This is a genomic window from Sinomonas atrocyanea (assembly GCF_030811715.1).
Lineage (GTDB): Bacteria > Actinomycetota > Actinomycetes > Actinomycetales > Micrococcaceae > Sinomonas > Sinomonas atrocyanea_A.
Window position 1 is genome coordinate 154,783 of record NZ_JAUSRH010000004.1, and the last position, 26,330, is coordinate 181,112.

A 26,330-nucleotide genomic window follows, 5' to 3' on the forward strand; every position below is an offset into this window, starting at 1 on the left:
AACGAGCCGCATCAAGAGCTAGGGGATATCAATCCCGTCCGTCGCACCGGACCGGTAGACCGCTGCGAGCTCCGACCTCGAGCCGATGCCCAGCTTCGCGTAGATGCGGGTGAGGTGGTACTGCACGGTCTTGACGGAGACGAAGAGTTCCCGCGCGGCCTCGCGGTTGCTCCGCCCGGCGGCCACGAGCCGCGCGACGGCCTCCTCCTGGGATGTGAACGGCGCGGAGGGCGGGCCGCTCGGGGCGGACTCGTCCGGCTCTCCCGCCGGGCCGGCCGCGCGGATCCGGAATGCCCCGGTGCCGGCGGCCTGGAGCTCCCGCTCGCAGCGGGCCACGTACACGCTCGCACCGAGGCCCGCGAAGCCGTCGCGTGCCCGGGCGAGCACCGCAGTGGCATCCCTGCGCCTGCCGGCACGGCGGAGCGTCTGCCCGTAGGCGAAGCGGACGCGGGCCGTGCCCCAGGGGAGCGCCAGGCCCTCGATCGCCGCGAGTGCCTCCTCGAACGTGTGCACGGCCTCGTCGGTCTGGCCCCGGGCGCCCAGAAGCCGGCCGCGCACGGAGCCCAGGCGCGCCATCGTGCTGCGGTGGCCCGCCGCGGCGGCCGCTTCCTCGAGCGGGGCCAGGAAGGCATCGGCCGGGTCGAGGTCGCCGACCATCACCAGCGCGTTGGCGTAGACGTCCTGCCACGGCCAGAACCCCGGCTGATCGAGCCCGGAGGACCGGTCCATCCGGACCACTGGCTCGTAGTCACGCAGCACTCCCGCGTAGTCCCCCACGCTCTCGTGCACCGCCGCAGCCGCCATCGCCGCCGCCACCTGCATCACCGGGTAGGCTTCCGGACCCACCTGGGCCCGGCCGCTGTGCTCGGCCGCCTCGCCGGCCCGGCCCCGGAGGGCACTGATCTGCGCCACCGTCAGGTGCAGGAGCGGGGCCACGAGGTCCATGCCCACCGGCCCATTCAAGGCGATGCCTGCATGCGCGGTCGCGAGGGCGTCGTCCCAGCGTCCCGCCGCGAACTCGGCCCGGGCGAGCCAGCCGTGCGCCCACAGCGCGATCCTCAGCGAGCCCGGCCGCGGCGCGGGAGGGATCGCTGCGCGCAGCTCGAGCCGCGCGGCGTCGAGATCGTCCAGGGCGAGTGCGAGCCAGCCCCGGCCGAGGTGGAGGCGCTGGTCGCGGGCGGCGAGGTGCGGAGACGCCGCGAGCTCGTCGTAGGCGCGCCGGGCCTCGTCACACCGCCCCATCGAGCCGAGGGCAAGGCCCAGCATGGCGCGGGATTCGATGCCGGCGGAGCTGTCCGGTCCGGCGAGGCGCACCGCGGTCTCGGTCCAGGCGAGCATGCCGCGGCCGTCCCAGTTCCCGAGGGCGTCGAGGACCCTGTACTGGGCGATGCGCGCGGACAGGTCCGCCGGGGAGGCCGGGGACCGGTGCTCCCACGCGCGGCGAAGCAGCACCCCCGCCCGGCGCGCCTGCCCCCGGTGGATTGCGTAGTAGGCGAGCGCGGCGTCGCGGCCGGGGGTCTGCGGCAGCGACTCGATCTGCCGGGCCAGCGGGGCGGCGCGCTCGAGGTCACCTGCGGCGACCATCGCCTCGGCCGCCCGCACCAGCCGGTCCTCGCGCAGTGCCGGGTCGGCATGCAGCCGCGCCGCGGCGACCAGCGCGTCGGCGGCCGCGCCCCAGTCGCCCGCCTCGGCCTCCTCCTCGGCGAGGCGGTCCACGGTGGCGGCCAGGGCGGCGTCGGGCGTCGGCGCCGCAGCGACCAGGTGACGGACTCTCTCCGCGGTGGTGGGGGCAGTCTCGGCGGCCCGGGCGTGCAGGGCTGCCGCGCGCAGTGGTCCGAGCCCGTGGTGCACGGCCTCTCGGGCGAGCGCGTCCGGGAAGGTGAGGCGGAGGCCGCCCGCCACCGTGTGGCACTCGAGGAGCCCAGCGGCCCAGGCCGCGTCCGCCGCCTCGAGCAGCGCGGGGTCGCCGGGCAGGCCGGCCAGCGCCGCCGCGTCCGCGGCGTCCGGGGCGTCGCCGAGCACGCTCGCCGCCTCGACGAGGGCCCGGGCCTGCGGCGGGAGGGCGGCGAGGGCAGCCGCGGTGCGCGCGGCGACGGAACGGACGACGCCGCGCGGCCCCTCCGCGGCGAACCGCGCCTCCCCTGCCTCCTCGACCCCGTCGGCGATCGCCTCGAGGGCCAGCTCCGGGACGCCCCCGCTGGCGCGCCAGAGCCCGTTCAGTGCTCCTGCCGCGAGGTCCAGCCCGTACCGTGCGGCGGCCAGCTCCTTCAGCCCCTCGACGGTGAGCGGTCCGAGGTGCAGCCGCCGTGCGCCCACGGCCGCGGCGAAGACGGCCGCCGCGCTGCCGGGACGGGTTCCCGCTGGCCCGCACGTGGCCAGGACGGCGACCCCTGACGGGTGGCGGCGGAGCGCGAAGGCCAGGGCCTCGAGGGACAGGACGTCGGCGTGCTCGAGCGCATCGAGCACCACGAGCACGGGGCCGCGGCCCGCAAGCGCGGCAAGGCGGTCCAGTGCGGCGCGTCCCGCGGCCAGCCACCCGGGCGGTTCCCCGGCGGCCCAGGAGTCGGCGCCCACGCCGGCGGGGGGCCCGGCCGGGTTCGGCCCGGCCGGGGTTTCCTCGGGGCCGGGGACGATGCCGAGCTGGGCGAGGAGGCCGCCGTCCAGCGCCTGCTCCCAGGGCGTGGCGGAGGCCCAGAGGATCTCCGCCTCGGGACGGGACGCGGCGAACGCCCTGGCGAGGGCCGTCTTGCCGATGCCCGCTGGCCCCTCGACCACGGCGCAGGGGGCAGCGCCCAGGAGGGCGTCCAGCGCGGACAGCTCCCGGGCGCGCGCAACCACGGCCTCGTGGGGGTTCACCATGCTCCGAGGCTAGCGCCTCCGTCGGCTCGGTGCCGCGGCTTCCCCCTCTGCCTAACCCAGGTCTCCCCCGGCGACGGGCAGGACGGTTCCCGTGATGTAGGAGGCCTCGTCGGAGGCGAGGAAGCAGATCGCGGCGGCCTGTTCGGCGAGGGTCCCGTACCGCTTCAGGAGGGACGACTCGACCGTCTGGTCCACGATCTGCTGGTACCACTCCTTCTCCTGCTCGGTACCGGGCAGGGGGCCGCGCTGGACCGCGCGCGGCGGGGCCTCGGTACCGCCGGGGGCGGTCGCGACGACGCGGACCCCGTGCGGGGCGGCCTCGAGCGCGAGCGCGGTCGTGATGGCGCGCACCCCGCCCTTGGCCGCGGCGTACGGGACGCGGTTGACGCCGCGGGTGGCCACGGAGGAGACGTTGACGATCGTGCCGGATCCCTGGCCGATGAGGTGGGGCAGGGCGGCCCGGCACATCCACAGGGTGGGGAACAGGGAGCGCCGCACCTCCTTCTCGATCTCCTCGGGGGTGTAGTGCTCGTACGGCTTGGCCCAGATGGTCCCGCCCACGTTGTTCACCACGACGTCGATGCGCCCCGCGGCGGCGACGGCCGCCTCGGTGGCGGCCAGCGCGCCGTCGAACGTCTCGAGGTCCGCGGTGACGGCGTGCGCCGCGGCGGCAGCGGCGCCGGAGGCCGACCCGCCGGTGCGGATCCCGTCCGCCACGTCGTGGACCAGATCCGCCCGGTCCACGAGGGTGACCTCGCCGCCCTCCGCCGCGATCCGCTCGGCCACGGCCCGCCCGATGCCCTGTGCCGCACCGGTGACCACCACGGCCTTGCCGGAGAACCGGCCGGGGTGGACGGACACGGCGGCCTCGGCGAGGGTCTCTGGGACTGTGCCCGCTGCGCTGCTCATGCGGCGCCGGCCGCGGCGAGCGCGGGGGCCGGGACGGCGCCCACGGCGAACCGCTCGTAGTAGAAGTTCGCCGGCTCGATCCCCTCGCCCTCGAAGTAGCGGCGCACGGCGTCGACCATGGCCGGCGGCCCACAGAGGTACACGTCCACGTCGCCGTCGTTGAGGTGCTCGGGCAGCAGGTGCTGCGTGACGTAGCCCTTCCGCGGGTGCTGCGACTCCGCGTCGGCCACGATGGTGCTGAACGTGAACCCCGGGATGGCGGCCGCGTACCGCTCGAGGGCCTCGACCTCGATGAGGTCCTTGTCCCACGTGGCGCCGTAGGCGAGGTGGATCGGGTGCCCGGGGGCTGTCCCGCCGGCGGCTGCCTGGGCGATCTTCTCGAGCATGGCCAGCTGCGGCGCGATGCCCGTGCCCCCGGCGAGCATGAGCACCGGGCGCTTCACCTCGCGGAGGAAGAAGCTGCCCTTGGGGCCCTCGAGGACGAGGGTGTCGCCTACCGCTGCCCGTTCCTTGAGGTAGGTGGTCATGGCCCCGTCCGGGGCGGTGCGGATCAGGAAGGTGAGCTGCTCGGCGTCGGGGCCGCTGCTGAACGAGTAGCTGCGCTGCTGGTCCGTGCCCGGCACGAGGACGTTCATGTACTGGCCGGGAAGGTAGGCGAGCTGCTCCCGGTCCTCCACGGAAAGGGTGAGGCCCGCGGTGTTGTCCGCGTACCAGTGGAGCTGATCGATGGTGGCGGTGAAGCGGCCCACGCCGCTCTTGGCCATCTCCGCGGTGCCGGAGATCCGCAGGACGAGGTCGCTCTCGGGGGTCATCTGGCACGGGAGGCAGTAGCCGGCGACGGCCTCGTCCTCGGTGAGGGCCTCCTCGATGTAGTCCCCGCCGTCGTAGGAGCCGGACTCGCAGAAGGCCTTGCAGGTGCCGCACGCGCCGTCGCGGCAGTCGAGGGGGATGTTGATCCGCGCCCGGTAGGAGGCGTCGGCGACCGTCTGGCCGGGGGTGACGCTGATGAAGCGGGTGACGCCGTCCTCGAAGGAGAGCGCGACGCTGTGCCCAGTGTTCGCAGTCATGAGCTGGTCCTTCCTAGATGTGGTAGATGTCCACGACGTGGTGGATGTAGTCGTTCTTGAGGACCACCTTCTTCTTGGTGATCACCGGCTGCGTGCCGGAGAAGTCGATCGTGTAGAACGAGACCCCGAAGTAGGTGTCCACCGTGTTGTAGCGGTAGTAGAGCGTGAACCAGTTGAAGCGGACGTCGACGAGGTCGCCCTCCTGGCGCAGGATCTCGACATTGGTGATGTTGTGGCCGGTGCGCGGGTCGGGGAGGCTCGTGGCGCCCGAGCGCTCGGTCTTGATGCGGAAGACCCGGTCCTCGAGGCCGCCGCGGTTGGGGTAGTAGATGAGTGAGATCTCGCGCTGCGGGTCCTCGGTGAGCGTGTCGTCGTCGGCCCACGCGGGCATCCAGAACTCCGCCTCGGGGTGGTAGCAGTCGACCCAGCGGTCGAACTCGCGGTCGTCGAGGAAGCCGGCCTCGCGGTAGAGGAACTGGCGGATGTCCTCGAGCCCGATGGTCCCGGGAACGATCGTGGTCATGAGCGTCATGGGGTTCTCCTTCTGGTGCCTGCAGGTCAGCGGGACTCGGCCTCGACGGCGGCCCGCATGCACTCGCGCCAGTAGCCGTGCTGGATCGGGTACAGGCCTTCGTCCTCGGTCTTCACCCCGCTCGAGATGGGGTTGAGGCCGAGGCCCTTCGCCGTCTCGTCGGGGCCGGTGATCTGGTGGGCCTGGCCGCGGCTCATGTCGTTCCACGGCGCGGCGGTGGCGAGGTAGGTCTTCTGGCAGGAGCGGAACTCCTCGAGGTCGTCGGGGGTGGCCATGCCCGTGGCGTTGAAGAAGTCCTCGTACTGGCGGATGCGGTTGGCGCGCGCCTCGGCGGATTCGCCCTTCGGGGCGATGCAGTAGATCGTCACCTCGGTCTTGTCCACGGAGATCGGCCGGAAGTGGCGGATCTGCGAGCTGAACTGGTCCATGAGGTAGACGTTCGGATAGAGGCAGAGGTTGCGGGAGGCGCCGATCATGAACTCCGCGCGCTCGGCGCCGAACCGCTGGCTCCATTCCTCGCGCTTGTCGAAGTTGGGGCGGTCCTCGGGGTTGCCCCACCACATCCACAGCAGCAGGTGGCCGTGCTCGAACGAGTAGTAGCCCCCGCCCTGCTTGCCCCACGTGCCGGCGTCCATGGCCTTGGTCTCGTTGGCCGACTCGCCCGTGCCGCGCCGGGCCGTGGTGGCGGCGTAGTTCCAGTGGGTGGCGGAGACGTGATAGCCGTCCGCACCGTTCTCCGCCTGGACCTTCCAGTTGCCGTCGTACGTGTAGGTGGAGGCGCCGCGGAGCACCTCGAGGCCCTCGGGTGACTGGTCCACGATCAGGTCGATCACCTTGGCGGCCTCGCCGAGGTGCTCCTCGAGCGGCTTGACGTCCGGGTTGACGCTGCCGAAGAGGAAGCCGCGGTAGCTCTCGAACCGGGCCACCTTGGTCAGGTCGTGCGAGCCCTCCTTGTTGAACTGCTCAGGGTAGCCGGCGCCCTTGGGGTCCTTGACCTTGAGCAGCTTGCCGTTGTTGGAGAACGTCCAGCCGTGGAACGGGCAGGTGAAGGTGGTGCGGTTGTCCGTCTTCCGGCGGCACAGCATCGCGCCGCGGTGGCTGCACGCGTTGATGTGGGCGTGCAGCTCGCCGTCCTTGGCGCGGGAGATCACGACCGGCTGGCGGCCGATGTAGGTGGTGAAGTAGTCCCCGACCTCGGGGATCTGGCTCTCGTGGGCGAGGTAGACCCAGTTCCCCTCGAAGATGTACTTCATCTCGAGCTCGAACAGCTCCTCGTCGGTGAAGATGCTGCGCTTGGCCCGGAAGGTTCCGGTGGACGCGTCCTCGATGAGCGCGTCGGAGAGCTGGGCGCGGACATGGTCCAGGGTTTCCGTCATGGTGTTCTCCCTTTGCCTGTGGCTTTCCACGACGTCGACGCCGCGGGCTTGAACGATCCTGTCAACTGGTGGCCTGGATCACACTGGGGCATTTCCTAGGGTCGGCCAAGGGTGCTTTTGAAACTCCACGGATATCAATTCAATGGAACTAGGTATTTGTGCAGCGGCAATTGCTCCTCCTAGCGTGAAGGGCAATGCGAGCTGCCTGTGCCGCCCGCCACACCCCAGCTGTTCATCGAGGAGGATGACCATGAGCCAGACCCTGAGCGAATTCGACGCGAAGGCTGCCGAATCCGGGAACAAGGCCACCGAGCGCTTCAAGTCCAGCGGCAAGCGCGCCGCCCTCGAGGTGCCCAAGGAGCGCGTCTCGCTCCTGGCCCGCGAGGTCCTCGAGGCGGTGTACGCCACCATCCGCACCCACAAGGTCACCTACGACGAGTACAACGCCCTCAAGGAGTGGCTGATCGGGGTCGGCGAGGACGGCGAGTGGCCCCTCTTCCTCGACGTGTGGGTCGAGCACGTGGTCGAAGAGGTCGCGACCGAGGACCGCAAGGGCTCGAAGGGCACGATCGAGGGCCCCTACTACGTCCCCGACTCCCCCGCGCAGCCGACTCCGGCGCGCCTGCCGCGCCGCGAGGACGAGCCGGGCACGGAGCTGACGTGGAGGGGCCAGATCCGCGGTCTCGACGGCAGCGGGCTCGCGGGCGGCAAGGTCGAGATCTGGCACGCCGACGGCGCCGGCTTCTACTCCCAGTACGCCCCCGGCCTGCCCGAGTGGAACCTCCGCGGCACGGTCCTCGCCGACGAGGACGGGAACTTCGAGATCCAGACCATGCGCCCGGCGCCGTACCAGATCCCGACCGACGGCGCGTGCGGCAAGCTCATCGCGGCAGCCGGCTGGCACGCGTGGCGCCCCGCCCACATCCACGTCAAGGTCTCCGCGCCGGGCCACCAGCAGATCACCGCACAGCTGTACTTCCCGGGCGATGCCCACAACGACGACGACATCGCCTCGGCAGTCAAGCCCGAGCTCATCCTCGACCCGAAGCCGGCCGCCGAGGGCGCCGGCGAGGAGATGGTCTACGACTTCACCCTCGATCCCGAGGACTGAGCCCGCGGCGACCTCTGGGTGCCCCGTCCTGCGCGCTGCGCCGGGCGGGGCACCATGGTCTGTGGCCTCTGGCCCCGCAACGTCCCCGCGCGGTCTACTGCGGAGATGAACCGCGAGGCCGCCGCCGAGACCGGGGTCCACGTGGATCCGCGTGCCTCAGTGGACCGGCTCCTGCGGGACCTGCGCTCGAGCCGCCGCGGCCTGACCGCCCGGGAGGCGGTGCGGCGCCAAGTGGTCTACGGGCCCAACGCGCTCACGCGGAGGGGCGGCCGCCGGTGGCCCCGGCAGATCCTCGGCCAGCTCACCCAGCCGCTCGCCCTCCTGCTCTGGCTGGCCGCCGTCCTGAGCTGGGTGACGGGATCCGGAGCCCTCGCCGCCGCCATCGTCGCCGTGATCGTCCTCAACGCGGCGTTCGCGTTCCTCCAGGAGCGCCACGCCGAGCACGCCGTCGAGGCCCTCGCCGCCTACCTGCCGCCCTCGGCCCGCGCTGTCCGCGACGGCCAGGAGGTGCTCGTCGACGCCCGGCTCCTCGTCCCCGGGGACGTGATCGTGGTGCGCGAGGGCGACCGCGTCTCGGCCGATGCGCGGCTCCTGGCCGGCTCGGTGGAGATGGACGTCTCGACCCTCACGGGAGAATCGCTGCCCGTGCTGCGCAGCGCCGACGCCGGAGGCCCGCTCGCGCAGCGCCTCCTGGAGGCCTCGGACTCGGTGTTCAGCGGCACGAGCTGCACGGGCGGCGAGGCGACCGCGCTGGTCTTCGCCACCGGCATGCACACGGAGCTGGGCCGCATCGCGGCACTGTCGGAGAGGGTCGGCCACGAAAGCAGCCCGCTCGAGAAGCAGGTGACCCGCGTCGCCCGGGTGATTGCCGTCGTCGCCCTCCTCATGGGCGGAGCCTTCATCCCGGTCGGCACCCTCCTGGCCGGCCTGCCCCTCGGCGACGCGATGAACTTCGCGATCGGGCTCCTCGTGGCCAACGTCCCCGAAGGACTGCTGCCCACGATCACGCTCGCCCTCGCCGTCGGCGTCCGGGTGCTGGCCCGCGAGGGCGCGCTCGTGAAGCGGATCTCCGCGGTCGAGACGCTCGGCTCCACGAGCGTGGTCTGCACCGACAAGACCGGCACCCTGACCATGAACAGGATGCGGGCCGTGGCACTGTGGACCCCGGAGACGGGGACCGTGACGGTCGACGCCGCCCTCCCGCCTGCCGCTGGCGGCTCGGGCCTCGCCCGGCTCGCCGCCGCGGCCGTGGCCTGCAGCAACGCGAGCCTCGGTGCAGACGGCACCGAGGCCGGCGACCCGACCGAGCTGGCCTTCCTGCACGCCGCCCGGGCGCTCGGGCTGCCCAGCGGCCGGGAAGGCGTCACCAGGCTCGCCCAGTTCCACTTCGACCCGGCGCTGCGGCGCATGTCCACGGTCGACGCCGAGGGCAGCGGGGCCTGGGTCCACTGCAAGGGCGCGCCCGAGGAGCTGCTGCCGCTGTGCCGCTGGGCGGCCGCCCCGGGCGGAGGCCGGACGCCGCTCTCCGAGGCTGAGCGCGCCCAGGTGGTTGCGGCCGTGGACGCGTGGGCCGAGCAGGGGCTGCGCGTGCTCGCCGTGGCCGAGCGCAGCGTTGCGGGAGACCCGGCCGCGCTCACCCGGGCTGAGGCCGAGAGCGGGCTCACCCTGCTGGGCGTTGCCGCGCTGCTGGACCCGCCGCGGCCCGAGGTCTCGGACGCCGTGGCCAGCTGCCACGCCGCGGGGATCCGGCTCATCATCGTCACCGGCGACCACGGCCTGACCGCCCGCGGGGTCGCCGCGCGCGTGGGGATCGGGGGCGGGGACATCCGCGTGGTCAACGGCACCGAGCTGGACGCCATGCCCGAGGCCGAGCTCGACGCGCTGCTCGGCACGGAGCAGGAGCTCATCTTCGCGCGCAGCTCCCCCGAGGCGAAGCTGAGGATCGCCGATTCGCTCCGCGACCTCGGTTACGTCGTCGCGATGACGGGCGACGGCGTCAATGACGCTCCGGCGCTGCACCGCGCCGACATCGGGGTCGCCATGGGCCGGTCCGGCACGGACGTGGCGCGGGAGGCCGCCGCCATGGTGCTCACGGACGACGACTTCGCCTCCATCGTCAGCGCGGTCCGCTCGGGGCGCCGTGTCTACGACAACGTGCGCAAGTTCATCGTCTACATCTTCGCCCACGCGACCCCCGAGGTCGTGCCGTTCCTCCTCTATGCCGTGGCCGGCGGGGCGGTGCCGCTGCCCCTGACGGTCATGCAGATCCTTGCCGTGGACCTGGGCACGGAGACGCTGCCGGCGCTCGCCCTCGGCCGCGAGCCCGAGGAGCCCGGCACGATGGAGCGGCCGCCCCGCGAGCGCGGGCAGAACGTGATCGACGGTCCCATGCTCGCCCGCGCGTGGGGGCTGCTGGGCGGCGTCTCGGCCGTCCTGGTCACGGGCGTCTTCCTCGCGGCCCTCCTCGCCGGGGGATGGCACTACGGCGAGTCCACCGCTTCCGGCCACCTCCACGCAGTATGGGTGCAGGCCACCACGATGTCCTTCCTCGGGATCGTCGCGTGCCAGATCGGCACCGCGTTCGCTGCGCGCACCCAGACCGCTTCCCTCCCCCAGATCGGAGTGGGCACCAACCGCCTCCTGCTGTGGGGCATCGCCTTCGAGATCGCCTTCTCCGCGGCCATCGTCTGCGTCCCGCCGCTGCAGGCCGTCTTCGGGACGGCGGTCCCGGCTCCCTGGCAGCTGCTCCTGCTCGTCCCATTCCCGTTCGTGGTGTGGGGCGCAGACGAGATCTTCCGATGGTTCCGCCGGCATCGGGCCCTCCGGCTCTGACGTCGGCGGGATCGCTAGTGATGGTGTCCAGCCCAGAGCTGCAGCCACAGCAGCAGCCGAGTGTCGGCGTCGCCGAGGTCAATGCCGAACACGGGGTGGATGCGCGAGAGGCGGTAGCGGACGGTGTTCACGTGGAGTCCGAGCTGCTTCGCCGCTTCGATGGCGTTGCTGCCGACATCAAGATAGACACGGAGCGTTTCGGCAAAGGACGTCTTGTGCTCGGCATCGTAGTCAGCAATCAGCGTTGCATACTCACCAGGAAGATGGCCTGCCTGCTCCAGTTCCATGACCATGTGGCGCAGGCTGAGCCGAGCGCCCAATGACTCCCGGTCGGCGACCACGCCCCCGGACTCGGCCGTCACCCGACCTCCGTCGAGGTCGCGGACGAGCTCGGCGAGCACCGCTTCTGCATCCGTTCGTGATTGCTCCAACCTGTTCAGCGGAGCGATTCCGCCGAGGCCGGCGACGACCGGGCGGGAAAGCACTCGCGCCCCGTTCTGCACAACGCGCAGTATCGCTTCCCGATGGAACCGCCGCGAGGACTCATCAGTGTGGGGCAGAACGATGTACACGATGTGGTCAGCGAGACCGCAGACGGCGGAGGGGAGGCGCACCGCGCACGCCGTTCGCACGACGTCGAACAGTCGCAGACGCGCCTGCAGCGTCTCAAGCGGATCAGGCTGCAGGGGCCACGAGCTGACGGCTGCGATCCGCACCGACGCTGAGGTGATGCCCAGTCTCAGGGCAGTCAGCTCCGCCCGTTCAGGTTCGAACAGCAGCGGCTTCACCAGATCGACCTGCCGGGTCAGATTGGACACGTAGGTCGTGCGGCGGTGCAGGAGGTGCAGAGCCGCGACATTCCCGGCCTCCCTCATCACCCGGGCGGTATCGGCTCCGATGCTCTCCGCCGAGGTCAGCAGCCACAGCGAACCGAGCACCGAGTCGGCCGCGCGGATGGCCACAGCACAGCGCCTGAGTCCGGGCTCCTCGGTCACCACGTCGACGACGTCGCGAGAGGCGTGCACCCGCCGGTAGTCGACGTCGTTCTGTTCGGTCTGCGGAACATGCAGGCGCAGAATCGAATTCCGTCTGGTGTCGTCGATCGGCTGGTCCGGCAGCGTCGAGTAGGCGAGAATCGTCTGCTCGGGGTCAGCGATGGCGATCGCGCCTCCAGCAAGTCCGGCCACGGTGTTGGCCAGGTCGAAGAGATCTCCTGGTCGGATATCCACAAGTGTTCGCCCGGTAGTCCGGTGGGGAGCGACTGCCGCGTCGATGATCTCGGCGAGCTGGTTCCACGGTGTGGAGTCCGCAGCGCGGAACAGGGCCAATCCCACCGCCCGGGCCGCCTCCCGAAGCTGCTCGTCCGAAGCTGCGTTGGCCTTGTAGACCAGGGCCGCATACCCCGCCTCTTTCAGCTCCTCGAGGCGGCGGCGAAGGCGCTTTCCCGAAAGGGACAGACCGATGCCCAGAGCGACCGCACCGGGGAAAGGGGTCGGCTGCGCATTCGGGTCATAGAGGACCGACCCGGAGACACAACGATCGCGAGCGCCGGCGCCCTCCACCAAGCGGACGAACTCCGTTCCGATAAGCCTGCTCATCGAGTCCACAGTGGGAAGGCCTTCATCGACGGTCGGCGCGACGGGCCGGGCCGGCCCTGGTGCCTCGCCGCCCAGCTCTTGGTAGTTGATCACAATCGTCTGGCCGTCCGTTCGTCGCTAGGTCCATGGTGAGACGAGGCTTCCGATTTTAGGGTGAATTCAGGCTCAATGGCCCACCATCGAAAGGCGCCACGTGAAGTTCAGTGACATCAGGCAGCTCGTGCAGGTCAAGGCACCTGTCGTGTCGAGGCAACGCAGAGTTCTGGCCAACGCCTACAACGTGGCGGAATTCCGCGCGGCCGCACGCCGCGTCCTTCCTGCCGGCATCTTCGACTACCTGGACGGCGGCTCCGAGGACGAGGTCACCCTGCGGCGCAACCGAGAGGTGTTCGGAGCGTGGGGCCTGATGCCGTCGTGGGGGCCCGTATCTGGCCCCGATACCTCCACTTCCTTGCTGGGGAGAAGGAGTGCGCTGCCGGTGATGCTCACTCCGACGGGGGCAACGAGGCTGTTCCATCCCGAAGGTGAGCTGGCTGTTGCCGAGGGCGCGGCTGCGGCAGGAATACCGTACGGATTGGCCGGGATGAGCACGGTGGCGATGGAATCGATCGCCGAGCGCTTCCCGGACCTCGACCGCTGGTTCAACTTCGGACTCTCCCGGGACGCCGACGTCCGCGACGAGAAGCTGGCACGCTGCAAGGCGGCGGGCTTCAACACCCTCATCGTCGGTGTGGACACCCGAGCACTGGGGTCCAGGGAACGGGACCTGCGCAACGGTTTCACCGCTCCGCCCAGCCTGACCCTCTCGACCCTCGTCGACATCGCCAGCCGTCCGGGCTGGTGGGCCAACTTCCTCCGCGCGGAGGGGCTCAGCTTTCCGAACCTGTCTCCCCTGGGCTCCAACCCCACCGTGACGCCCTCGATGTGGCAACAGATTCTCGGGCACTCCGACTCGAGCAGCGGCTGGGCAGAATTGGAAGCGCTCCGCGAGGTCTGGGACGGGAAGATCGTTCTCAAGGGCTGCGTGAACCCTGCCGACGTTGCCCGCGCGGCCAGCATCGGCCTCGACGCAGTGCAGCTCAGCAATCACGGCGGCCGCCAGCTGGACCACATGCTCAGCCCTATGGAGGTCCTGCAGGAATCCCGTCAGCGGGCGGGAAGCGCACTGGAGATCTTTGTCGACTCCGGCATCCGCCGTGGAAGCGACGTCGTCAAGGCCATAGCCCTCGGCGCGGACGGCTGTGCCATCGGCCGACCCTATCTGTACGGCTTGGTCGCCGCGGGCTCCGCCGGGGTCAGCCGGATCATCGAGATCTTCGGCGAGGAGCTGCGCCGGACCATGACGCTTGTGGGAGTCTCCACAGTGGCCGAGCTGAAGTCCAGAGGATCAGAGATCGTGCGAGATCTGAGGCATGCTGCTGAGGCGGGAGCCGAGGCTCCGGCACGCGCCAAAGAAGCACCGCTGCTCACCACGAACTGACCGCTTTCCCCACATCGCCTGGATTCGAGCAGGCGACCCGCCAAACGAAGGATCATCCATGCGCCTCAGCTACAAAGTCCCGGCACTTGCCGCCACGGCCGTCCTGCTCCTGACCGGATGCGTCGACAACTCCGGATCAGCCGCGAATGGGGCGTCGGGGTCCGCAGGTTCCCCGGGCTCTGCCGATACGACGACTGTCAAGAAGGACGATGCACTTGCAGCCCTCCTGCCGGACAAGATGAAGAGTGCTGGGACGCTCAACGTCGGAATGGCCAACAACTACCCGCCGAACGAGTTCAAGGACCCCAACGGGGCGCCGGCCGGCTGGTCCGTCGACCTGACCAAAGCGTTGGGCCAGAAGCTGGGGCTGAAGGTCAATTTCGACATCGGCACGTTCGACAACATCCTGCCTGCGGTGAAGGCGGGAAAGGACGACATGGGCATGTCCTCCTTCAGCGACACCGTGGAGCGTGAGAAGCAGGTCGATTTCGTCAATTACTACTCCGCCGGCATCCAGTGGGCGTCCCCGGCGGGAAAGACGGTCGACCCGAAGAACGCGTGCGGGCTCAAGGTGGCGGTGCAGGCGACCACCTACGAGGACACGCATGAGGTGCCGGCCAAGTCCAAGGCATGCACGGACGCCGGAAAGCCGGCCATCTCGGTCTTCAAGTTCGACACGCAGGACCAGGCCACCAACGCCCTCGCAGTCGGACAGGTCGATGCCATGAGCGCCGATTCGCCCGTGACCCTTTACGCCATTTCCCAGACGAAGGGTAAGCTGCAGACCGCCGGGGACGCGTTCGAGGTGGCCCCGTACGGGATGCCGGTTGCCAAGGACAGCGCCTTCAAGACGGTGCTGCAGAAGGCCCTCCAGGCCCTCATCGACGACGGCACTTACCAGAAGATCCTTTCCAAGTGGGGCGTGGAAAGCGGCGGGGTCAAGACCGCCACCGTCAACATCGCTTCGAAAGGCTAAGCATCGATGAATCCCCGGGACCCCGGCCGTACAGGCGCAGCCGACGCTGAGTCCGCGGACGCCGGGCAGGAAGGCGAAGCGATCAAGGCGATTCCGCTCCGTCACCCGTGGCGCAACCTCGTCGCGGTGATCCTTGTCCTGATGCTGGCCGTCTTCATCATCGATGCAGCGCAGCGGGAAGACTACGGCTGGGCCGACGTCGGCAAGTACGTCTTCGACAAGCGCATCAGCGCAGCCGCTCTGGTCACCCTCCAGCTGACCGTCTATGCGATGGTCATCGCGATCACGTTGGGTCTGGTGCTGGCCATCATGCGCCTCTCCCCCAACCCCGTGCTGAAGAGCATCGCCTGGCTGTACATCTGGATCTTCCGCGGCACACCGGTCTACGTGCAGCTGGTCTTCTGGGGCATCATCCCGCTGATCTACCCCGACCTCACGTTCGGTATCCCGTTCATGACCCCGTGGGTCTCAGTTCCCAACAGCATCTTCACGAATCTCTTCGTCACGGCCGCCATAGGGCTGGGCCTCAACGAGGCGTCCTACATGTCTGAAATCGTCAGGGCCGGGCTCCTCGCCGTGGACAGGGGACAGGAGGAGGCATCCCGCGCTCTGGCGATGTCCTGGGGACAGACGATGCGTTACGTCGTCGTTCCCCAGGCGATGCGCATCATTGTCCCGCCGACTGGCAATGAGATCATCTCGATGCTGAAGACCACCTCGCTGGTAGCCGCGATCCCCCTGAGCATCGACTTGTACGGGGTGTCCCGCGGGATCTCCGCCGTCACGTTCACCCCCGTGCCTCTGCTGATCGTCGCCTCTCTCTGGTACCTGCTCTTCACCTCGGTCCTCATGGTGGGCCAGCACTTCATAGAGAAGCGGTTCTCCCGCGGATCCGGCCAGCGCCGCGAAGGCAAGGGGCCGCACCCCGAAGGCACAGAAGCGAGCATGGCGCTTCCCCCGGCTCCGACGGGCAACGAAGCAGGAGGCAAGGGATGAACAGCGAACCCATGGTGGTCGCCGAGCGGGTGTCCAAGAGCTTCGGAGCCAATCGTGTGCTCAGGAGCATCAGCCTGAAGGTCCAGCCCGGCGAGGTGCTCTGCATCGTCGGGCCCAGCGGCTCGGGCAAGTCAACATTCCTCCGGTGCATCAATCACCTCGAACGGGTCGATGCAGGCCGGCTCTCAGTAGAGGGACAGCTGGTGGGGTACCGCCAGAAGGGGGGCAGGCTCTACGAGCTCAGGCCGAACGAGGCGGCGTACCAGCGCCGTGACATCGGCATGGTCTTCCAACGGTTCAACCTCTTCCCGCACCTCACAGCGTTGGAGAACATCATTCTTGCCCCCATGAGGGTGAAGCGAAGCCCGAAGGCAGAGGCGACGGCGCGGGCAATGGAACTCCTCGGGCGCGTCGGCCTAGCCGGCAAAGCCAATGAATATCCCGCGCACCTGTCCGGAGGCCAGCAGCAGCGCGTGGCCATTGCACGTGCCCTGGCGATGGACCCGAAGCTGATGCTGTTCGACGAGCCAACCAGCGCCCTCGACCCAGAACTGGTCGGGGAAGTACTCGACGTGATGAAGGAACTGGCCAGGAGCGGGATGACCATGATCGTGGTCACCCATGAAATGGGCTTTGCCCGCGAGGTCGCCGATTCGCTGGTCTTCATGGACGGAGGGGTCGTCGTCGAATCCGGAAACCCGCGCGACGTGCTGACGAACCCGCAGCACGAGCGCACGAAGGCGTTCCTCGCGAAAGTGCTCTAGACACGAGGTGCGAGCCGCCGGGTGTTGCCCGCGGTGGGTCTCACGCCCCGACTGCCTCTTGTCTTGACCGATGCAGGGCAGCGATCCGAGAGTGTCCCCTGTGAGGCGCGAGGCGGTCCGAGAATACCTGGCCAGTTCGCTCTGGGCGATGCCGACGGCTGCGGTCGTCGTTGCGCTCATCGTCGGCGCTTGGCTGTCCTCGGTCCTCGTCGATCCCGCGTCGCCCCTTGCTGTCCTGCTGTTCGAGGGGACCGCCGACGACGCGCGCAGCCTCCTCGTCAGCATCGCCAGCACCATGGTCACAGTCATCGCTCTGGTCCTCGGCCTGACGGTGGTGGCCCTCCAGCTCGCATCGACGCAGTTCAGCCCGCGGCTGTTGAGGAACTTCCTCCGGGACATCCCCAATCAGCTGACCTTGAGCGTCTTCGTCGCGACCTTCGCCTACAGCACGGCAGGGCTGTACACGGTCGGCATCGCCAGCGGCCAGCGCGTCGAGACCTATCCCCGGCTCGCCGTCAGCGGCGCGCTGCTCCTCCTGTTCGTGAGCATGGTCATGCTTGTCTACTTCGTGCACCATCTCGCGCATTCGATCCAGATCGACCAGGTGATGAAGGGCGTCGAGAAGGCGACGCTGAGAGTGCTCGAGCACTCCTTCGTCGAGGGAGACCCCCACGTGCGGCTGCCGACGCCGCCCGACGGTGCGATCGCCTTGTCTGCGGCGAGGTCCGGGTACGTCCAGGCGATCCATGTCGGGGCCCTCGTCGCGGCGCTGGAGGCCAGGAACCTGAGCGCCCTGATTGTCCCGATCGTCGGGCGCCACGTCGTCGCGGGGACACCGCTCGCATGGGTCTGGGACACGGACGGCGGGGACCGGCCTTCGCTGGCTCCCCGGCCTCTGGCAGACCTGCGCCGGGTGATTCTGCAGGCCGTCAGGGTCGGCTATGAACGCACCCTCGAACAGGATGTCGCCTTCGGCATCCGCCAGCTCGCCGACATCGCGTCCAAGGCACTCTCGCCCGCGGTGAATGACCCCTACACGGCGAACCAGGCAGTGGACCACCTGGCCTCGATCCTCGCTGCCCTCACCGTCCGGCAGCACGGGCCCCGAGCAGTGAGGGACCGGCAGGGCGTGGTGCGGCTGCACGTGCCCGCCCGCGACTTCGAGTACCTCTTGGAGCTCGCGCTCGGACAGGTGCGCCGCTACGGGGCGAACGAGCCACGCGTAGTCCGCGCTCTCCTTCGCGTATGCCGCGACGTCGGAGGGTTCGGCGACGAGGCCCACCGCGCCGTCGTCCGGCGCTACGTCGAGACGCTCCTCGACGATGTCCAGCGCATGGTTCCCCAAACCGCGGACCGCGAGCCCCTGCTGGCCGAAGGTGCCGCGGTCCTAGCGGTGCTCGCCTAGACCTCCGGGCCGCTCAAGCCTCGGCCGTCCACGTCCCTCCGATGCGTGAGGGTTGTCACCGGCCCCGCCGCCACGCGTCGAGTGCGGCCGCCCTGTCGCGCTCCCTCATGGCTTCCGCATTCTGGGAGAACCTCTTCTCGCTCTCTGCGATCATCGATGCGGCCCGTTCCAGCCGTCCGATCAGGCTCTCCAAACGGTCGAGTACCTCGTCGTCGCCCATGTCTTCCTCCCGCTCCTGAACGCCGCCTCCGGAGGGTGATTGCCCTGCATCCAAAGTCGCACCGCCGCCTCGATGCCGTCACGCGTATTCAGTACTCGATTTCGAGGCCCGGCCGAGGCCGGCACTACCCGAACCGCGCGCGAATCCTGCGGAGGGCACCCTCTAGGACCCCACCCGGATGCCGACTGCGTAGTCGTCCGCGTCACCGATGGACCTCTCTCGGCATCTCCCCCGCGTCGCGCGGTATCTTCGAAAGCATGCCCAACCCCGACGCCCCGTCGCTGCACGAGACGATGCTCGAGATGATCCATGAGGCCCGCAGGCGCGGGATGTCGCACAACATGTACTCCCTGGGGGCCTGCGATCTGCTGCTGGAGATCCACGCCCCGGGCGGGGAGGCGATGGGTTCGCCGCGTGCAGGCTGCCTCGAGCGGTGGCCCTGCAGCACCGTGCTGGGCATCATCGGTGGTCTGGGACGCGTCCCCGAGTGGCAGTCGGGGTCCTTGACAGGCCACCCAGGCGACCCCAGCAGGTCCGCCTGGAGCGGCACCTCGTCCGTTCGCTAGGCGTCCACGGCCACGCGTGGACGCAGCCTTGTGAACAGGCGGTTCAGGCACCGCGAAACGTGCATCTGGTTCGTTCCGAGCCGCCGGGCAATCTCCGCCTGGGTCAGCTCCATGCCGAAGCGCAGGCGGAGGAGCTCGAGATCCTCCGGTGAGGCGTCGACGAGGGCAGCGGCGACCGTCTGGACAGCTTCGACCCGGGCGAATCCGGGGTCCTCACACGCTGCAATCCTGGCGGGAATCTCGTCGGGGCGGTCTTCTTCGCGATCGGCCACTTCGATCGGCGGAGTCATCATCGCGGCGTCGGCAGCGTTGGCCTCGACGATCCTCTCCACTGATACCTGCATCTCCTGCGCGAGCTCTTCGGTCGTGGGCTCCCGGCCCAGCCGCTGCTGGAGCCGGGGCATCACCGAGCGCACCCTGAGCCGCAGGTCCAGTACAGGACGGGGCGGTCTGACCATCCAGCTCTGGTCCCGCAGGTAGTGCTTGATCTCCCCTTCGATGCTCGCCACCGCGTACGGGACGAAGCCGTGCCCCAGGTCCTCGCGGTATCTCCTCGCGGCCTTCACCAGGGCCAGCCGCGCCACCTGACGCAGATCCTCCTGGTCGTGGCCCGGGCACCTGAACCGATGGGCCAGCGCGTCCGCGAGCCCCACATATTCGGCCGCCAGGTCCGCCGGCCCCGAGGCCCGGTCCCCCTCGCGGCATCCGGTCCCCTCACCCCCCGAGGGGCTGTCGCCACCAGCAGAGCGGCGCGGGCGATTGCGGGTGTTCTCCATGACGGACCTCCTTGCTGGGAAAGCCGAACAGGTGCCGCGATTCTAGGAAAACAATTGCGCACCCGCAACCATTTTTCCCAGAAGCGGCGGATGCAAACGTGGATCCTTCTAGTCAGTTGCGCTCATGCAATTGTTTGCCTGACGCAACGGGCGGGAATCAGTGGGTGGAGTCGACCCGGAGGCGTCCCGGGTCCGGACCGAACGGAGGATCACCTATGTCGTCGTGGCCGCTGTGGTTGCTGCTGCTGCTCTTCGTCGCCGCCGCCGCGGTCATCTGGGTGGCGGGCATCCAGCTCTCGAAGCAGACCGACGTCCTCGACGCGCGGCTGCATCTGGGCTCGGCACTGGGCGGCCTGATCCTGCTCGCCGTGGCCACCAACCTGCCCGAGATCGCCATCACGGTCAGTGCCGCCATCTCGGGCAACCTGGGAGTCGCGGTCGGCAACATCCTCGGCGGCATCGCGGTCCAGACGGTGGTCCTGGTGGCCCTGGACGCCTTCGGCACACGAAAGGGAGAACCCCTGATGTACCGGGCGTCCTCCCTGACGCTCGTCATCGAGGCCGTGACCGTGGTGGGCGTCCTGGGAGTCGTGGTCGCCGGTAGCCAGATGCCCTCGAGCCTCGTCGCCTTCCACCTGACCCCCGCCGCCGTCCTCATCACCGCCGTGTGGATCGTCGGCCTCCTCGCCGTCCAGCGGAGCCAGAAGGGCCTGCCCTGGCACGAGCAGGGCAACGCCCCCGGATCCCAGGCCAAGCCGAAGGGACACAGCAAGGACCCCGGCGACGGCAGCAAGGGCAAGAAGGTCGGCACGGGCCGCGCCGCCCTGATCTTCGCCGTGGCCGCCGTGGCCACCCTGGTCGCCGGCGTCGTGCTCGAGCGCAGCGGCGACGAGATCGCCGGCCACATCGGCCTCTCCGGAGTCCTCTTCGGCGCCACCATCCTCGCACTGGCCACCTCCCTGCCCGAGATCTCCACCGGACTGGCGTCCGTCAAGCAGGGCGACTACAGGCTCGCCGTCAGCGACATCTTCGGCGGGAATGCCTTCCTGCCCGTGCTCTTCCTCGTCGCAGTGCTCATCTCCGGCCAGCCCGTGCTGCCGCAGGCGCACAACACCGACATCTACCTCACGGCCCTCGCGATCCTCCTGACCCTCGTCTACGTCATGAGCCTGATCTTCCGCCCCAGGCGCAGGATCGCGGGCATGGGCGCCGATTCGTTCATCGTGCTGGTCCTCTACCTGCTCGGCGTCGCGGGACTCTTCGCCGTCGCCTCCGGATAGGCCGCACCCCGCGCGGCCAACCCGGCGCGGCCCGCGCCGGGCCCATCGGCCCTGACGCCGCCGACGGCCCCTGCGTAGCCTCGCTGTATGGACGGAGTGCCGGCCATCCGCGTGCGCGATCTGGTGAAGACCTTCGGCGACGTCACCGCCGTCGACCGTCTGAGCTTCGACGTCGCCGCCGGCGAGGTGTTCGCGTTCCTCGGCCCGAACGGGGCCGGGAAGTCGACCGCGATCAACGTCCTGTGCACCCTCGCCTCCCCCACCTCGGGGGCCGCGAGCGTGGGCGGGTTCGACGTCGTGGCCAACCCCCACGAGGTCCGCGCCCACATCGGCCTCGTGTTCCAGGAGACCACGCTGGACAAGCAGCTCACGGCCGAGGAGAACCTGCGCTTCCATGCGGTCCTGTACGGGGTCCCGCGGGTGCAGCGGGGCGCCAGGATCGCACACGTCCTCGAGCTCGTGGGCCTCTCGGCGCGCAGGAAGGACCTCGTGGCGACGTTCTCCGGCGGCATGGCCCGGCGGCTCGAGATCGCGCGCGCCATGCTGCACACGCCGGCGGTCCTCTTCCTCGACGAGCCCACGATCGGCCTCGACCCGCAGACCCGGGCCGTCATGTGGGAGGACATCCTCACGCTGCGCCGCGAGGAGGGGGTGACGGTGTTCCTCACGACCCACTACATGGACGAGGCCGAGGTCGCCGACCGCATCGGGATCATCGACCAGGGGCGGCTGATCGCCCTCGGCACCCCGGAGGAGCTCAAGGCGGCCGCAGGCGCGGAGAGCATCCTCCTGCACACGGCGGACGACGACGCGGCGCGGCTCACGCTCGAGGCGTCCGGCTACCGCTGCACCCCGGACGGCGGCCGGCTCGCTGTCGAGGCGACGCACGCCGCGACGGAGCTGCCCGCGGTCATCGCGCTGCTCGGCGGCAGCGTGCTCTCGGCCCAGATCCATGAGCCGTCCCTGGACGACATGTTCCTGCACTACACGGGCCGGCAGATCCGCGACCAGAGTGAGCAGCAGGCGTTCCCGCCGGCGTGGCGGAGCAGGAGGTAGAGATGGCGTCCATCAGGACCGCCTCGCTCGGAACGGTGTCCCTCGGCGCGGTGTCCCTCGGCACGATCGGCATGGTCTGGCAGCGCGAGCTGCTGCGGTACGTACGCACTCCCTCGCGCATCTTCACCGGGCTCGCCCAGCCGCTCCTGTTCCTGTTCGTGCTCGGCTACGGCATGGGCAGCCTCGTCGGCTCGACGGGCGGGCTGGACTTCCGCATGTTCGTCTTCCCCGGCATCGTGGCCATGAGCGTCGTGTCGACGTCGATCTTCAGCGCCATCTCGATCGTCTGGGACCGGGAGTTCGGGTTCCTGCGCGAGATGCTCGTGGCCCCGGTGCCGCGCTGGGCGCTCGTGATGGGCAAGACGGCAGGCGGCGCGACAGTCGCCACGGGGCAGGGCACCATCATGCTCGTGCTCGCGCCGCTCGTCGGGGTGGACCTCACGGTCCTGACCATCGCCGCGGTGATCGCCATCGAGTTCGTCATGGCCGCCGCGCTCACGGCATTCGGGGTGTTCGTGGCGAGCCGCATCACCCGCATGGAGGGCTTCCAGATGGTCATGCAGCTCGTGCTGCTGCCCATGATCTTCCTCTCGGGGGCGCTGTTCCCGCTCGCCGGGCTGCCGCTGTGGCTCGACATCCTCACCCGCCTCAACCCGCTGACCTACGCGGTCGCGCCGCTGCGCTCGGTGGTCTTCGGGGCCCAGAACCTGCCGGCCGCGGCGCTGGCCCGCTTCCCGAGCGACGTGACGCTGTTCGGCTGGACCCTCTCGGTCTGGACCGAACTGGCGATCACCGTGGTGTTCGCCGCCGTCTTCCTCGCCCTCGCGGTCAGGGGGTTCGGGCGCCGGCTCTGACTCACTGCCGCAGCACGGCGGCGGCCCGCGAGCGCGGCTAGCTGGCTTCCTCGGCGCCCAGCCGGCCGGAGGTCCCGGCGTGCGCCCCCTGCGCGATCGTGACGCGGACTCCGGCCCGGCGGAAGAGCTCGACCTCGTGCGGATCGGCATCGGCGTCGGTGACCAGCATCCAGGGCAGGGGCAGCCGCACCCAGGCGTGGAAGGGACGCTGGCCGAGCTTGCTCGAGTCTGCGAGAACGTAGACGTCGGCCCCCCGTCGGGCCATCAGTTCCTTCAGACGGGTCTGGGCCTGGTCCGCCTCGCAGATCCCATCGTCCGCCGTCACAGCGTCGGCACCCAGGAACACCCTGTCGAACGTCATGCGCTCGAGGGCCGCCTCGGCCAGGGGGCCAACGAAGGTCTGGCTCACACTGCGCAGCCGCCCCCCGAGGCAGTCGACGTGGATCCCCGGGGAATCGGCGAGCTCCTGGACGGTGTTGAGGGCCGGCGTGGTGACGGTGAGGCCGCTGCGGTCGCGCAGGGCGTGGGCGAGCGCGCCGACGGTGGACCCGCCGTCGAGCAGGATCGATTCGCCGGCCTGGACCTGCCCGGCGGCCCACTGCGCGATGGCCTGCTTCTCCTCGAAGGCCTCGCCGATCCGCTGCCGGAGGGACGCCTCAGGGTGCGCGCCGATCGCGAGCGCGCCGCCGTAGGTCCTGGCCAGCTTCCCTTCGTCGTTCAGGAGCGCAAGGTCCCGGCGGATCGTGGAGGCTGTCACGTTGAAGCGCTGCGAGAGCTCCTCGACCGACGTCAGCCCCGCCGTGGTGGCAAGGCGGTAGATCTCTTCCCGCCGGGCTTTTGCCGTCGTCATCCGGGTCCCCTTCGGCTCACGTGGGCGCACGGGCTCGACAGTGAGCCGGCGCCTCCCCTCATGGTAGCCAGTGGTGCGGCGCGGCCGCGGGGCGCGCGCTATAGCGACGCCCCGGCGCAGATGACGTAGTCCTGTCCCGTGATCGATCCGCCATGAGGGCCGATGAGGAAAGCTACGAGGGCCGCTACATCGTCCGGGTCGACGAGGTGGCCGAGCGGGGTCGACACGGGGGGCACCTCCGCCCGTCTCGGGTCGGAGAGCATCGGGGTGTCCGTGGGGCCGGGCGAGACCACGTTGACGGTGATCCGGCGGGGCGCAAGCTCCTTGGCCCAGGACCTGCCGAGTCCGAGGAGCGCGGCCTTGGTCGCGGCGTAGTGGCTCTTGCCCGCGGCGCCGGCAGCGGTCCTGCTGCCGAGGAGCACGATCCGGCCGCCGTCCGGCATCGACGGCACGAGGGTGTCCGCGAGGACGCTCGCCGCCGCGACGTGGACGGCGAACATCTCCTGCAGCGCCGCCGTGTCGAGGCCGCCCAAGCGGCCCGTGCGCTGCAGCCCGGCGGCGTGGACCAGCGCACTGGCAGGAGCGAGGCCCGTGACGGCGTCGGCGACCGAGTGCGGATCAGCGAGGTCGGCGTGGCACCAGCTGAACCTATCGCCGAGGTCGGTCTCCCTGCGGCTCAGCCCGGTGACACGCCACCCTTCCGACAGGAGACGTTCCGCGATCGCGCGTCCGATGCCGGAGCTGCAGCCGGTGACGACGGCGTGCTGCTGCTCATGCATCGGTGTCGCCGCCGGGGGTGGTGGCGCCGCCGTAGGCCCACTCCGGACGGACCTTGACGTACTTGATGGCCCGGCGGAAGTAGGTGTAGGCGATGTTGAGCTCGCCGTCCGGTCCTTGGTGGATGGAGGGGTAGGAGAACTCGCGGTTCAGCCCGTCGCGGGAGTTGTTGGACAGGCAGTAGCCGTCCCCGACCTCGAGGTTCCGGCGGATGGGCCAGGTCCGCCCCGAGTCCTCCGAGATCGCGAGGGTCATGGGGGCGCGCGGGGTCCCCCAGAAGGCGGTCCGCCCGGCCGCCTGAGGGGCGGGCTCGGCAGCGGGCGTGCCGGACTCTGGCGTGCCCTCCTCGATGAGGCCGTCGTCGTCGATCTCGTCGTAGAGGGAGAGGCGCCGCTCGGTCGTCTCCTCTGCGCGGCGGTGGTTGTAGACGAGGGCGAGCCGGCCGTCGGCGAGGGCCGTGAACTGGATGGACGAGTTGTTGTTCGGCAGCTCGGTGGGCTCGGGCTCGCTCCACGTGGCGCCATCGTCGCTGGACCGGGACTCGTAGATCGAATCGGCCCAGCGGCTGCGGTAGAGGGCCAGGAGGGACCCGTCGGGGAGCGGCTGGATGTCCATGTGGACGCAGCCGACGCTTCCGGGCACGAGCTGCTCGTGCCAGGTGCGGCCCTCGTCGTCCGAGACCATCACAGCACTGTCGTCATTGTTGCCGACCCACTTCTCTCCCGGGGTGGTGAGGCAGCGGAAGACCGGGACGAGCCACCGGCCGGAGGGGAGGATCAGGGGCGGCTGCCGCACGAAGACGCCGCCGGCCTCGGTGGTCGGGAACAGGGTCTCCACCGGGCCCCACGTCCTGCCGCTGTCGGTCGAGATGCGGCGGCGGACCTCGGCGGTGTCCTGGTTGCCGGCGCGCTGCGCCGTGTACAGGAGCCAGACCTCCTCTCCCCCGGGGGTGAAGAGGATGGGGTTCTGCTCGGAGCGCGTGCCGTCGTCCGAGAGCTGCTGGGGCTCCGACCAGTGGCCGCTGCCGGGTTCGAGGGCGGAGAACCACACCGAGATGTCGCCGATGCCCTCCTGCGTGCCGCCGAACCACACACAGCCCAAGCGCCCGTCGGGGAGGGTCTGGAGGTTGGCGGCGTGGGACTGGACGGTGGCTGCGGGTAGGTAGGCGAAGGTTGCCCCGTCGGCGTCGCGGAGGATGCCGTCGCGGGTGATCGCGCTGTAGGCGCTGTCGATAGTGTTGCTGGTCATGGCGTTCTCAGTCCTGTGGAGTGGCTGCGTCGAGGTGGGCCTTGGCGGCCAGTTCGAGGTGGGTGAGGTCGGAGGCGACCGTCGCGAACGTGTACCCCTGCTGGAACCGCTGGGCCGCGATCGCCCCGGCCGCCGTATGGATCCCCGCCGCGATGCCGGCCGCTGCTGCCGCGTCTGCGACGACGGCGAGGGCCTGGTCGAACTCGGCCTGGACGGCGGGGTCGCCGGGGAAGGCGCCGCCGACGGCGAGGGTGAGGTCGGACGGGCCGACGTAGATGCCGTCGAGCCCGGGGGTCGCGCAGATCTCCTTGACGTTGGCCAGGCCCTCGGGGGTCTCGATCATCGCGAAGACGAGCGTTGTGGCATCGGCCTCGGCCGGGACGGGCCCGATCCGGAGGGCGGAGCGCATCGGGCCGTAGGAGCGGCGCCCCAGCGGCGGGTACTTCGCGGCGGCGACGGCCGCGGCGGCGTCGTCGGCGCTGTCGATGAGCGGGACGATGACGCCGACCGCGCCGGCGTCGAGCGCCTTGCCGATCGAGGTCGGGCTGTTGCCGTCGACCCGGACCAGGCCGACCGCGCGCTGGGAGGCGTCGATGGCCATGAGCCCGTGGAGCACGCCCGAATAGCCGAGCAGCCCGTGCTGGGCGTCGAGGGCCACGTAGTCGTAGCCCAGCCGGGCGATCCGCTCGGTGGCCACCGGTGCGTCGAGCACGGACCAGTAGCCGACGGCGCGCTCGCGCGCGCGGATCTTCCGGGCGAACTCGAGGACCTGAGGTGAGGACGTCATGATGGGTCTGC

General features: G+C 70.2%; 23 protein-coding genes. 11 read left to right on the forward strand and 12 right to left on the reverse strand.

Translation table 11 applies throughout. The features are described from left to right. Positions 1 to 18 precede the first annotated feature (18 nt). From J2W21_RS08800 to benA, 5 genes are read right to left on the reverse strand one after another with little or no spacing between them, the layout of a single operon-like run. Positions 19 to 2,859 (reverse strand): helix-turn-helix transcriptional regulator, encoded by a 2,841-nt coding sequence (locus J2W21_RS08800; RefSeq protein WP_307114127.1) that lies wholly within the window; start codon positions 2,857 to 2,859, stop codon positions 19 to 21. A 51-nt stretch (positions 2,860 to 2,910) separates the two neighbouring features. Then, positions 2,911 to 3,768, reverse strand: a complete 858-nt coding sequence (locus J2W21_RS08805; RefSeq protein WP_307114128.1) for a 1,6-dihydroxycyclohexa-2,4-diene-1-carboxylate dehydrogenase — start codon at positions 3,766 to 3,768, stop codon at positions 2,911 to 2,913. Then, entirely contained in the window at positions 3,765 to 4,835 is a 1,071-nt protein-coding gene (gene benC / locus J2W21_RS08810) for a benzoate 1,2-dioxygenase electron transfer component BenC (protein ID WP_307114129.1), read from the reverse strand. The genes J2W21_RS08805 and benC overlap by 4 nt, the downstream gene beginning before the upstream one ends. Positions 4,836 to 4,848: 13 nt before the next feature. After that, complete coding sequence (gene benB / locus J2W21_RS08815; RefSeq protein WP_218030580.1) at positions 4,849 to 5,367, reverse strand: benzoate 1,2-dioxygenase small subunit; 519 nt, start codon at positions 5,365 to 5,367, stop codon at positions 4,849 to 4,851. A gap of 26 nt (positions 5,368 to 5,393) precedes the next feature. Beyond that, the gene (gene benA / locus J2W21_RS08820) at positions 5,394 to 6,743 is read right to left on the reverse strand and encodes a benzoate 1,2-dioxygenase large subunit (RefSeq protein ID WP_307114130.1); all 1,350 of its coding nucleotides are present in this window, start codon (positions 6,741 to 6,743) and stop codon (positions 5,394 to 5,396) included. Positions 6,744 to 6,987: 244 nt separating this feature from the next. Between benA and catA the strand changes: the two genes are divergently transcribed. Continuing rightward, positions 6,988 to 7,854, forward strand: coding sequence for a catechol 1,2-dioxygenase (gene catA, locus J2W21_RS08825; protein ID WP_307114131.1), 867 nt, complete (start codon positions 6,988 to 6,990; stop codon positions 7,852 to 7,854). A gap of 105 nt (positions 7,855 to 7,959) precedes the next feature. Then, a complete protein-coding gene (locus tag J2W21_RS08830; RefSeq protein WP_307114132.1) occupies positions 7,960 to 10,686 on the forward strand; it encodes a cation-translocating P-type ATPase in 2,727 nt (908 codons plus the stop codon). A gap of 14 nt (positions 10,687 to 10,700) precedes the next feature. Here the strand turns inward: J2W21_RS08830 and J2W21_RS08835 are convergent, their stop codons facing one another. After that, complete coding sequence (locus J2W21_RS08835) at positions 10,701 to 12,377, reverse strand: helix-turn-helix domain-containing protein (RefSeq protein WP_307114133.1); 1,677 nt, start codon at positions 12,375 to 12,377, stop codon at positions 10,701 to 10,703. A 100-nt stretch (positions 12,378 to 12,477) separates the two neighbouring features. Between J2W21_RS08835 and J2W21_RS08840 the strand changes: the two genes are divergently transcribed. From J2W21_RS08840 to J2W21_RS08860, 5 genes are all read left to right on the forward strand, one after another. Next, positions 12,478 to 13,764, forward strand: coding sequence for an alpha-hydroxy acid oxidase (locus J2W21_RS08840; protein ID WP_307114134.1), 1,287 nt, complete (start codon positions 12,478 to 12,480; stop codon positions 13,762 to 13,764). Between the two features lie 58 nt (positions 13,765 to 13,822). After that, positions 13,823 to 14,740, forward strand: a complete 918-nt coding sequence (locus J2W21_RS08845) for an ABC transporter substrate-binding protein (RefSeq protein ID WP_307114135.1) — start codon at positions 13,823 to 13,825, stop codon at positions 14,738 to 14,740. A gap of 6 nt (positions 14,741 to 14,746) precedes the next feature. Beyond that, on the forward strand, positions 14,747 to 15,736 hold the full coding sequence (locus J2W21_RS08850; protein WP_307114136.1) for an amino acid ABC transporter permease: 990 nt from the start codon (positions 14,747 to 14,749) through the stop codon (positions 15,734 to 15,736). After that, positions 15,733 to 16,500 (forward strand): amino acid ABC transporter ATP-binding protein, encoded by a 768-nt coding sequence (locus J2W21_RS08855; RefSeq protein ID WP_307114137.1) that lies wholly within the window; start codon positions 15,733 to 15,735, stop codon positions 16,498 to 16,500. Before J2W21_RS08850 ends, J2W21_RS08855 begins: the two co-directional genes overlap by 4 nt. A 70-nt stretch (positions 16,501 to 16,570) precedes the next feature. Then, positions 16,571 to 17,905: a DUF2254 domain-containing protein gene (locus J2W21_RS08860; protein ID WP_307114138.1), complete on the forward strand. Its 1,335-nt coding sequence runs from the start codon at positions 16,571 to 16,573 to the stop codon at positions 17,903 to 17,905. A gap of 55 nt (positions 17,906 to 17,960) precedes the next feature. Here J2W21_RS08860 and J2W21_RS08865 read toward each other — a convergent pair whose 3' ends face one another. Then, positions 17,961 to 18,125 carry a hypothetical protein gene (locus J2W21_RS08865; protein ID WP_307114139.1) on the reverse strand — a complete coding sequence of 55 codons (165 nt, stop codon included), beginning with the start codon at positions 18,123 to 18,125 and terminating at the stop codon, positions 17,961 to 17,963. A 257-nt stretch (positions 18,126 to 18,382) separates the two neighbouring features. Here J2W21_RS08865 and J2W21_RS08870 point away from each other — a divergent pair, with 257 nt between their 5' ends. Then, positions 18,383 to 18,691 (forward strand): hypothetical protein, encoded by a 309-nt coding sequence (locus tag J2W21_RS08870; protein WP_307114140.1) that lies wholly within the window; start codon positions 18,383 to 18,385, stop codon positions 18,689 to 18,691. Here the strand turns inward: J2W21_RS08870 and J2W21_RS08875 are convergent. Further along, positions 18,688 to 19,467, reverse strand: a complete 780-nt coding sequence (locus J2W21_RS08875) for a sigma-70 family RNA polymerase sigma factor (protein WP_307114141.1) — start codon at positions 19,465 to 19,467, stop codon at positions 18,688 to 18,690. The two genes, J2W21_RS08870 and J2W21_RS08875, sit on opposite strands and share 4 nt — an antisense overlap. Before the next feature lie 215 nt (positions 19,468 to 19,682). Here J2W21_RS08875 and J2W21_RS08880 point away from each other — a divergent pair, with 215 nt between their 5' ends. The 3 genes from J2W21_RS08880 (at position 19,683) to J2W21_RS08890 (ending at position 22,657) form a co-directional block, all read left to right on the forward strand. Further along, positions 19,683 to 20,747, forward strand: coding sequence for a sodium:calcium antiporter (locus tag J2W21_RS08880; RefSeq protein WP_307114142.1), 1,065 nt, complete (start codon positions 19,683 to 19,685; stop codon positions 20,745 to 20,747). Positions 20,748 to 20,834: 87 nt separating this feature from the next. Further along, a complete protein-coding gene (locus J2W21_RS08885; RefSeq protein ID WP_307114143.1) occupies positions 20,835 to 21,803 on the forward strand; it encodes an ABC transporter ATP-binding protein in 969 nt (322 codons plus the stop codon). A 2-nt stretch (positions 21,804 to 21,805) separates the two neighbouring features. Further along, complete coding sequence (locus J2W21_RS08890; RefSeq protein WP_307114144.1) at positions 21,806 to 22,657, forward strand: ABC transporter permease; 852 nt, start codon at positions 21,806 to 21,808, stop codon at positions 22,655 to 22,657. 37 nt (positions 22,658 to 22,694) lie between these two features. On the opposite strand, the gene J2W21_RS08895 is transcribed toward J2W21_RS08890, so the two are convergent. From J2W21_RS08895 to J2W21_RS08910, 4 genes are all read right to left on the reverse strand, one after another. Continuing rightward, complete coding sequence (locus tag J2W21_RS08895; protein ID WP_307114145.1) at positions 22,695 to 23,507, reverse strand: DeoR/GlpR family DNA-binding transcription regulator; 813 nt, start codon at positions 23,505 to 23,507, stop codon at positions 22,695 to 22,697. 98 nt (positions 23,508 to 23,605) lie between these two features. After that, complete coding sequence (locus tag J2W21_RS08900) at positions 23,606 to 24,286, reverse strand: SDR family NAD(P)-dependent oxidoreductase (protein WP_307114146.1); 681 nt, start codon at positions 24,284 to 24,286, stop codon at positions 23,606 to 23,608. Next, entirely contained in the window at positions 24,279 to 25,532 is a 1,254-nt protein-coding gene (locus tag J2W21_RS08905; protein WP_307114147.1) for a sialidase family protein, read from the reverse strand. The genes J2W21_RS08900 and J2W21_RS08905 overlap by 8 nt, the downstream gene beginning before the upstream one ends. A gap of 7 nt (positions 25,533 to 25,539) precedes the next feature. Then, on the reverse strand, positions 25,540 to 26,319 hold the full coding sequence (locus tag J2W21_RS08910) for an HpcH/HpaI aldolase family protein (RefSeq protein WP_307114148.1): 780 nt from the start codon (positions 26,317 to 26,319) through the stop codon (positions 25,540 to 25,542). Between the last annotated feature and the right edge of the window lie 11 nt (positions 26,320 to 26,330).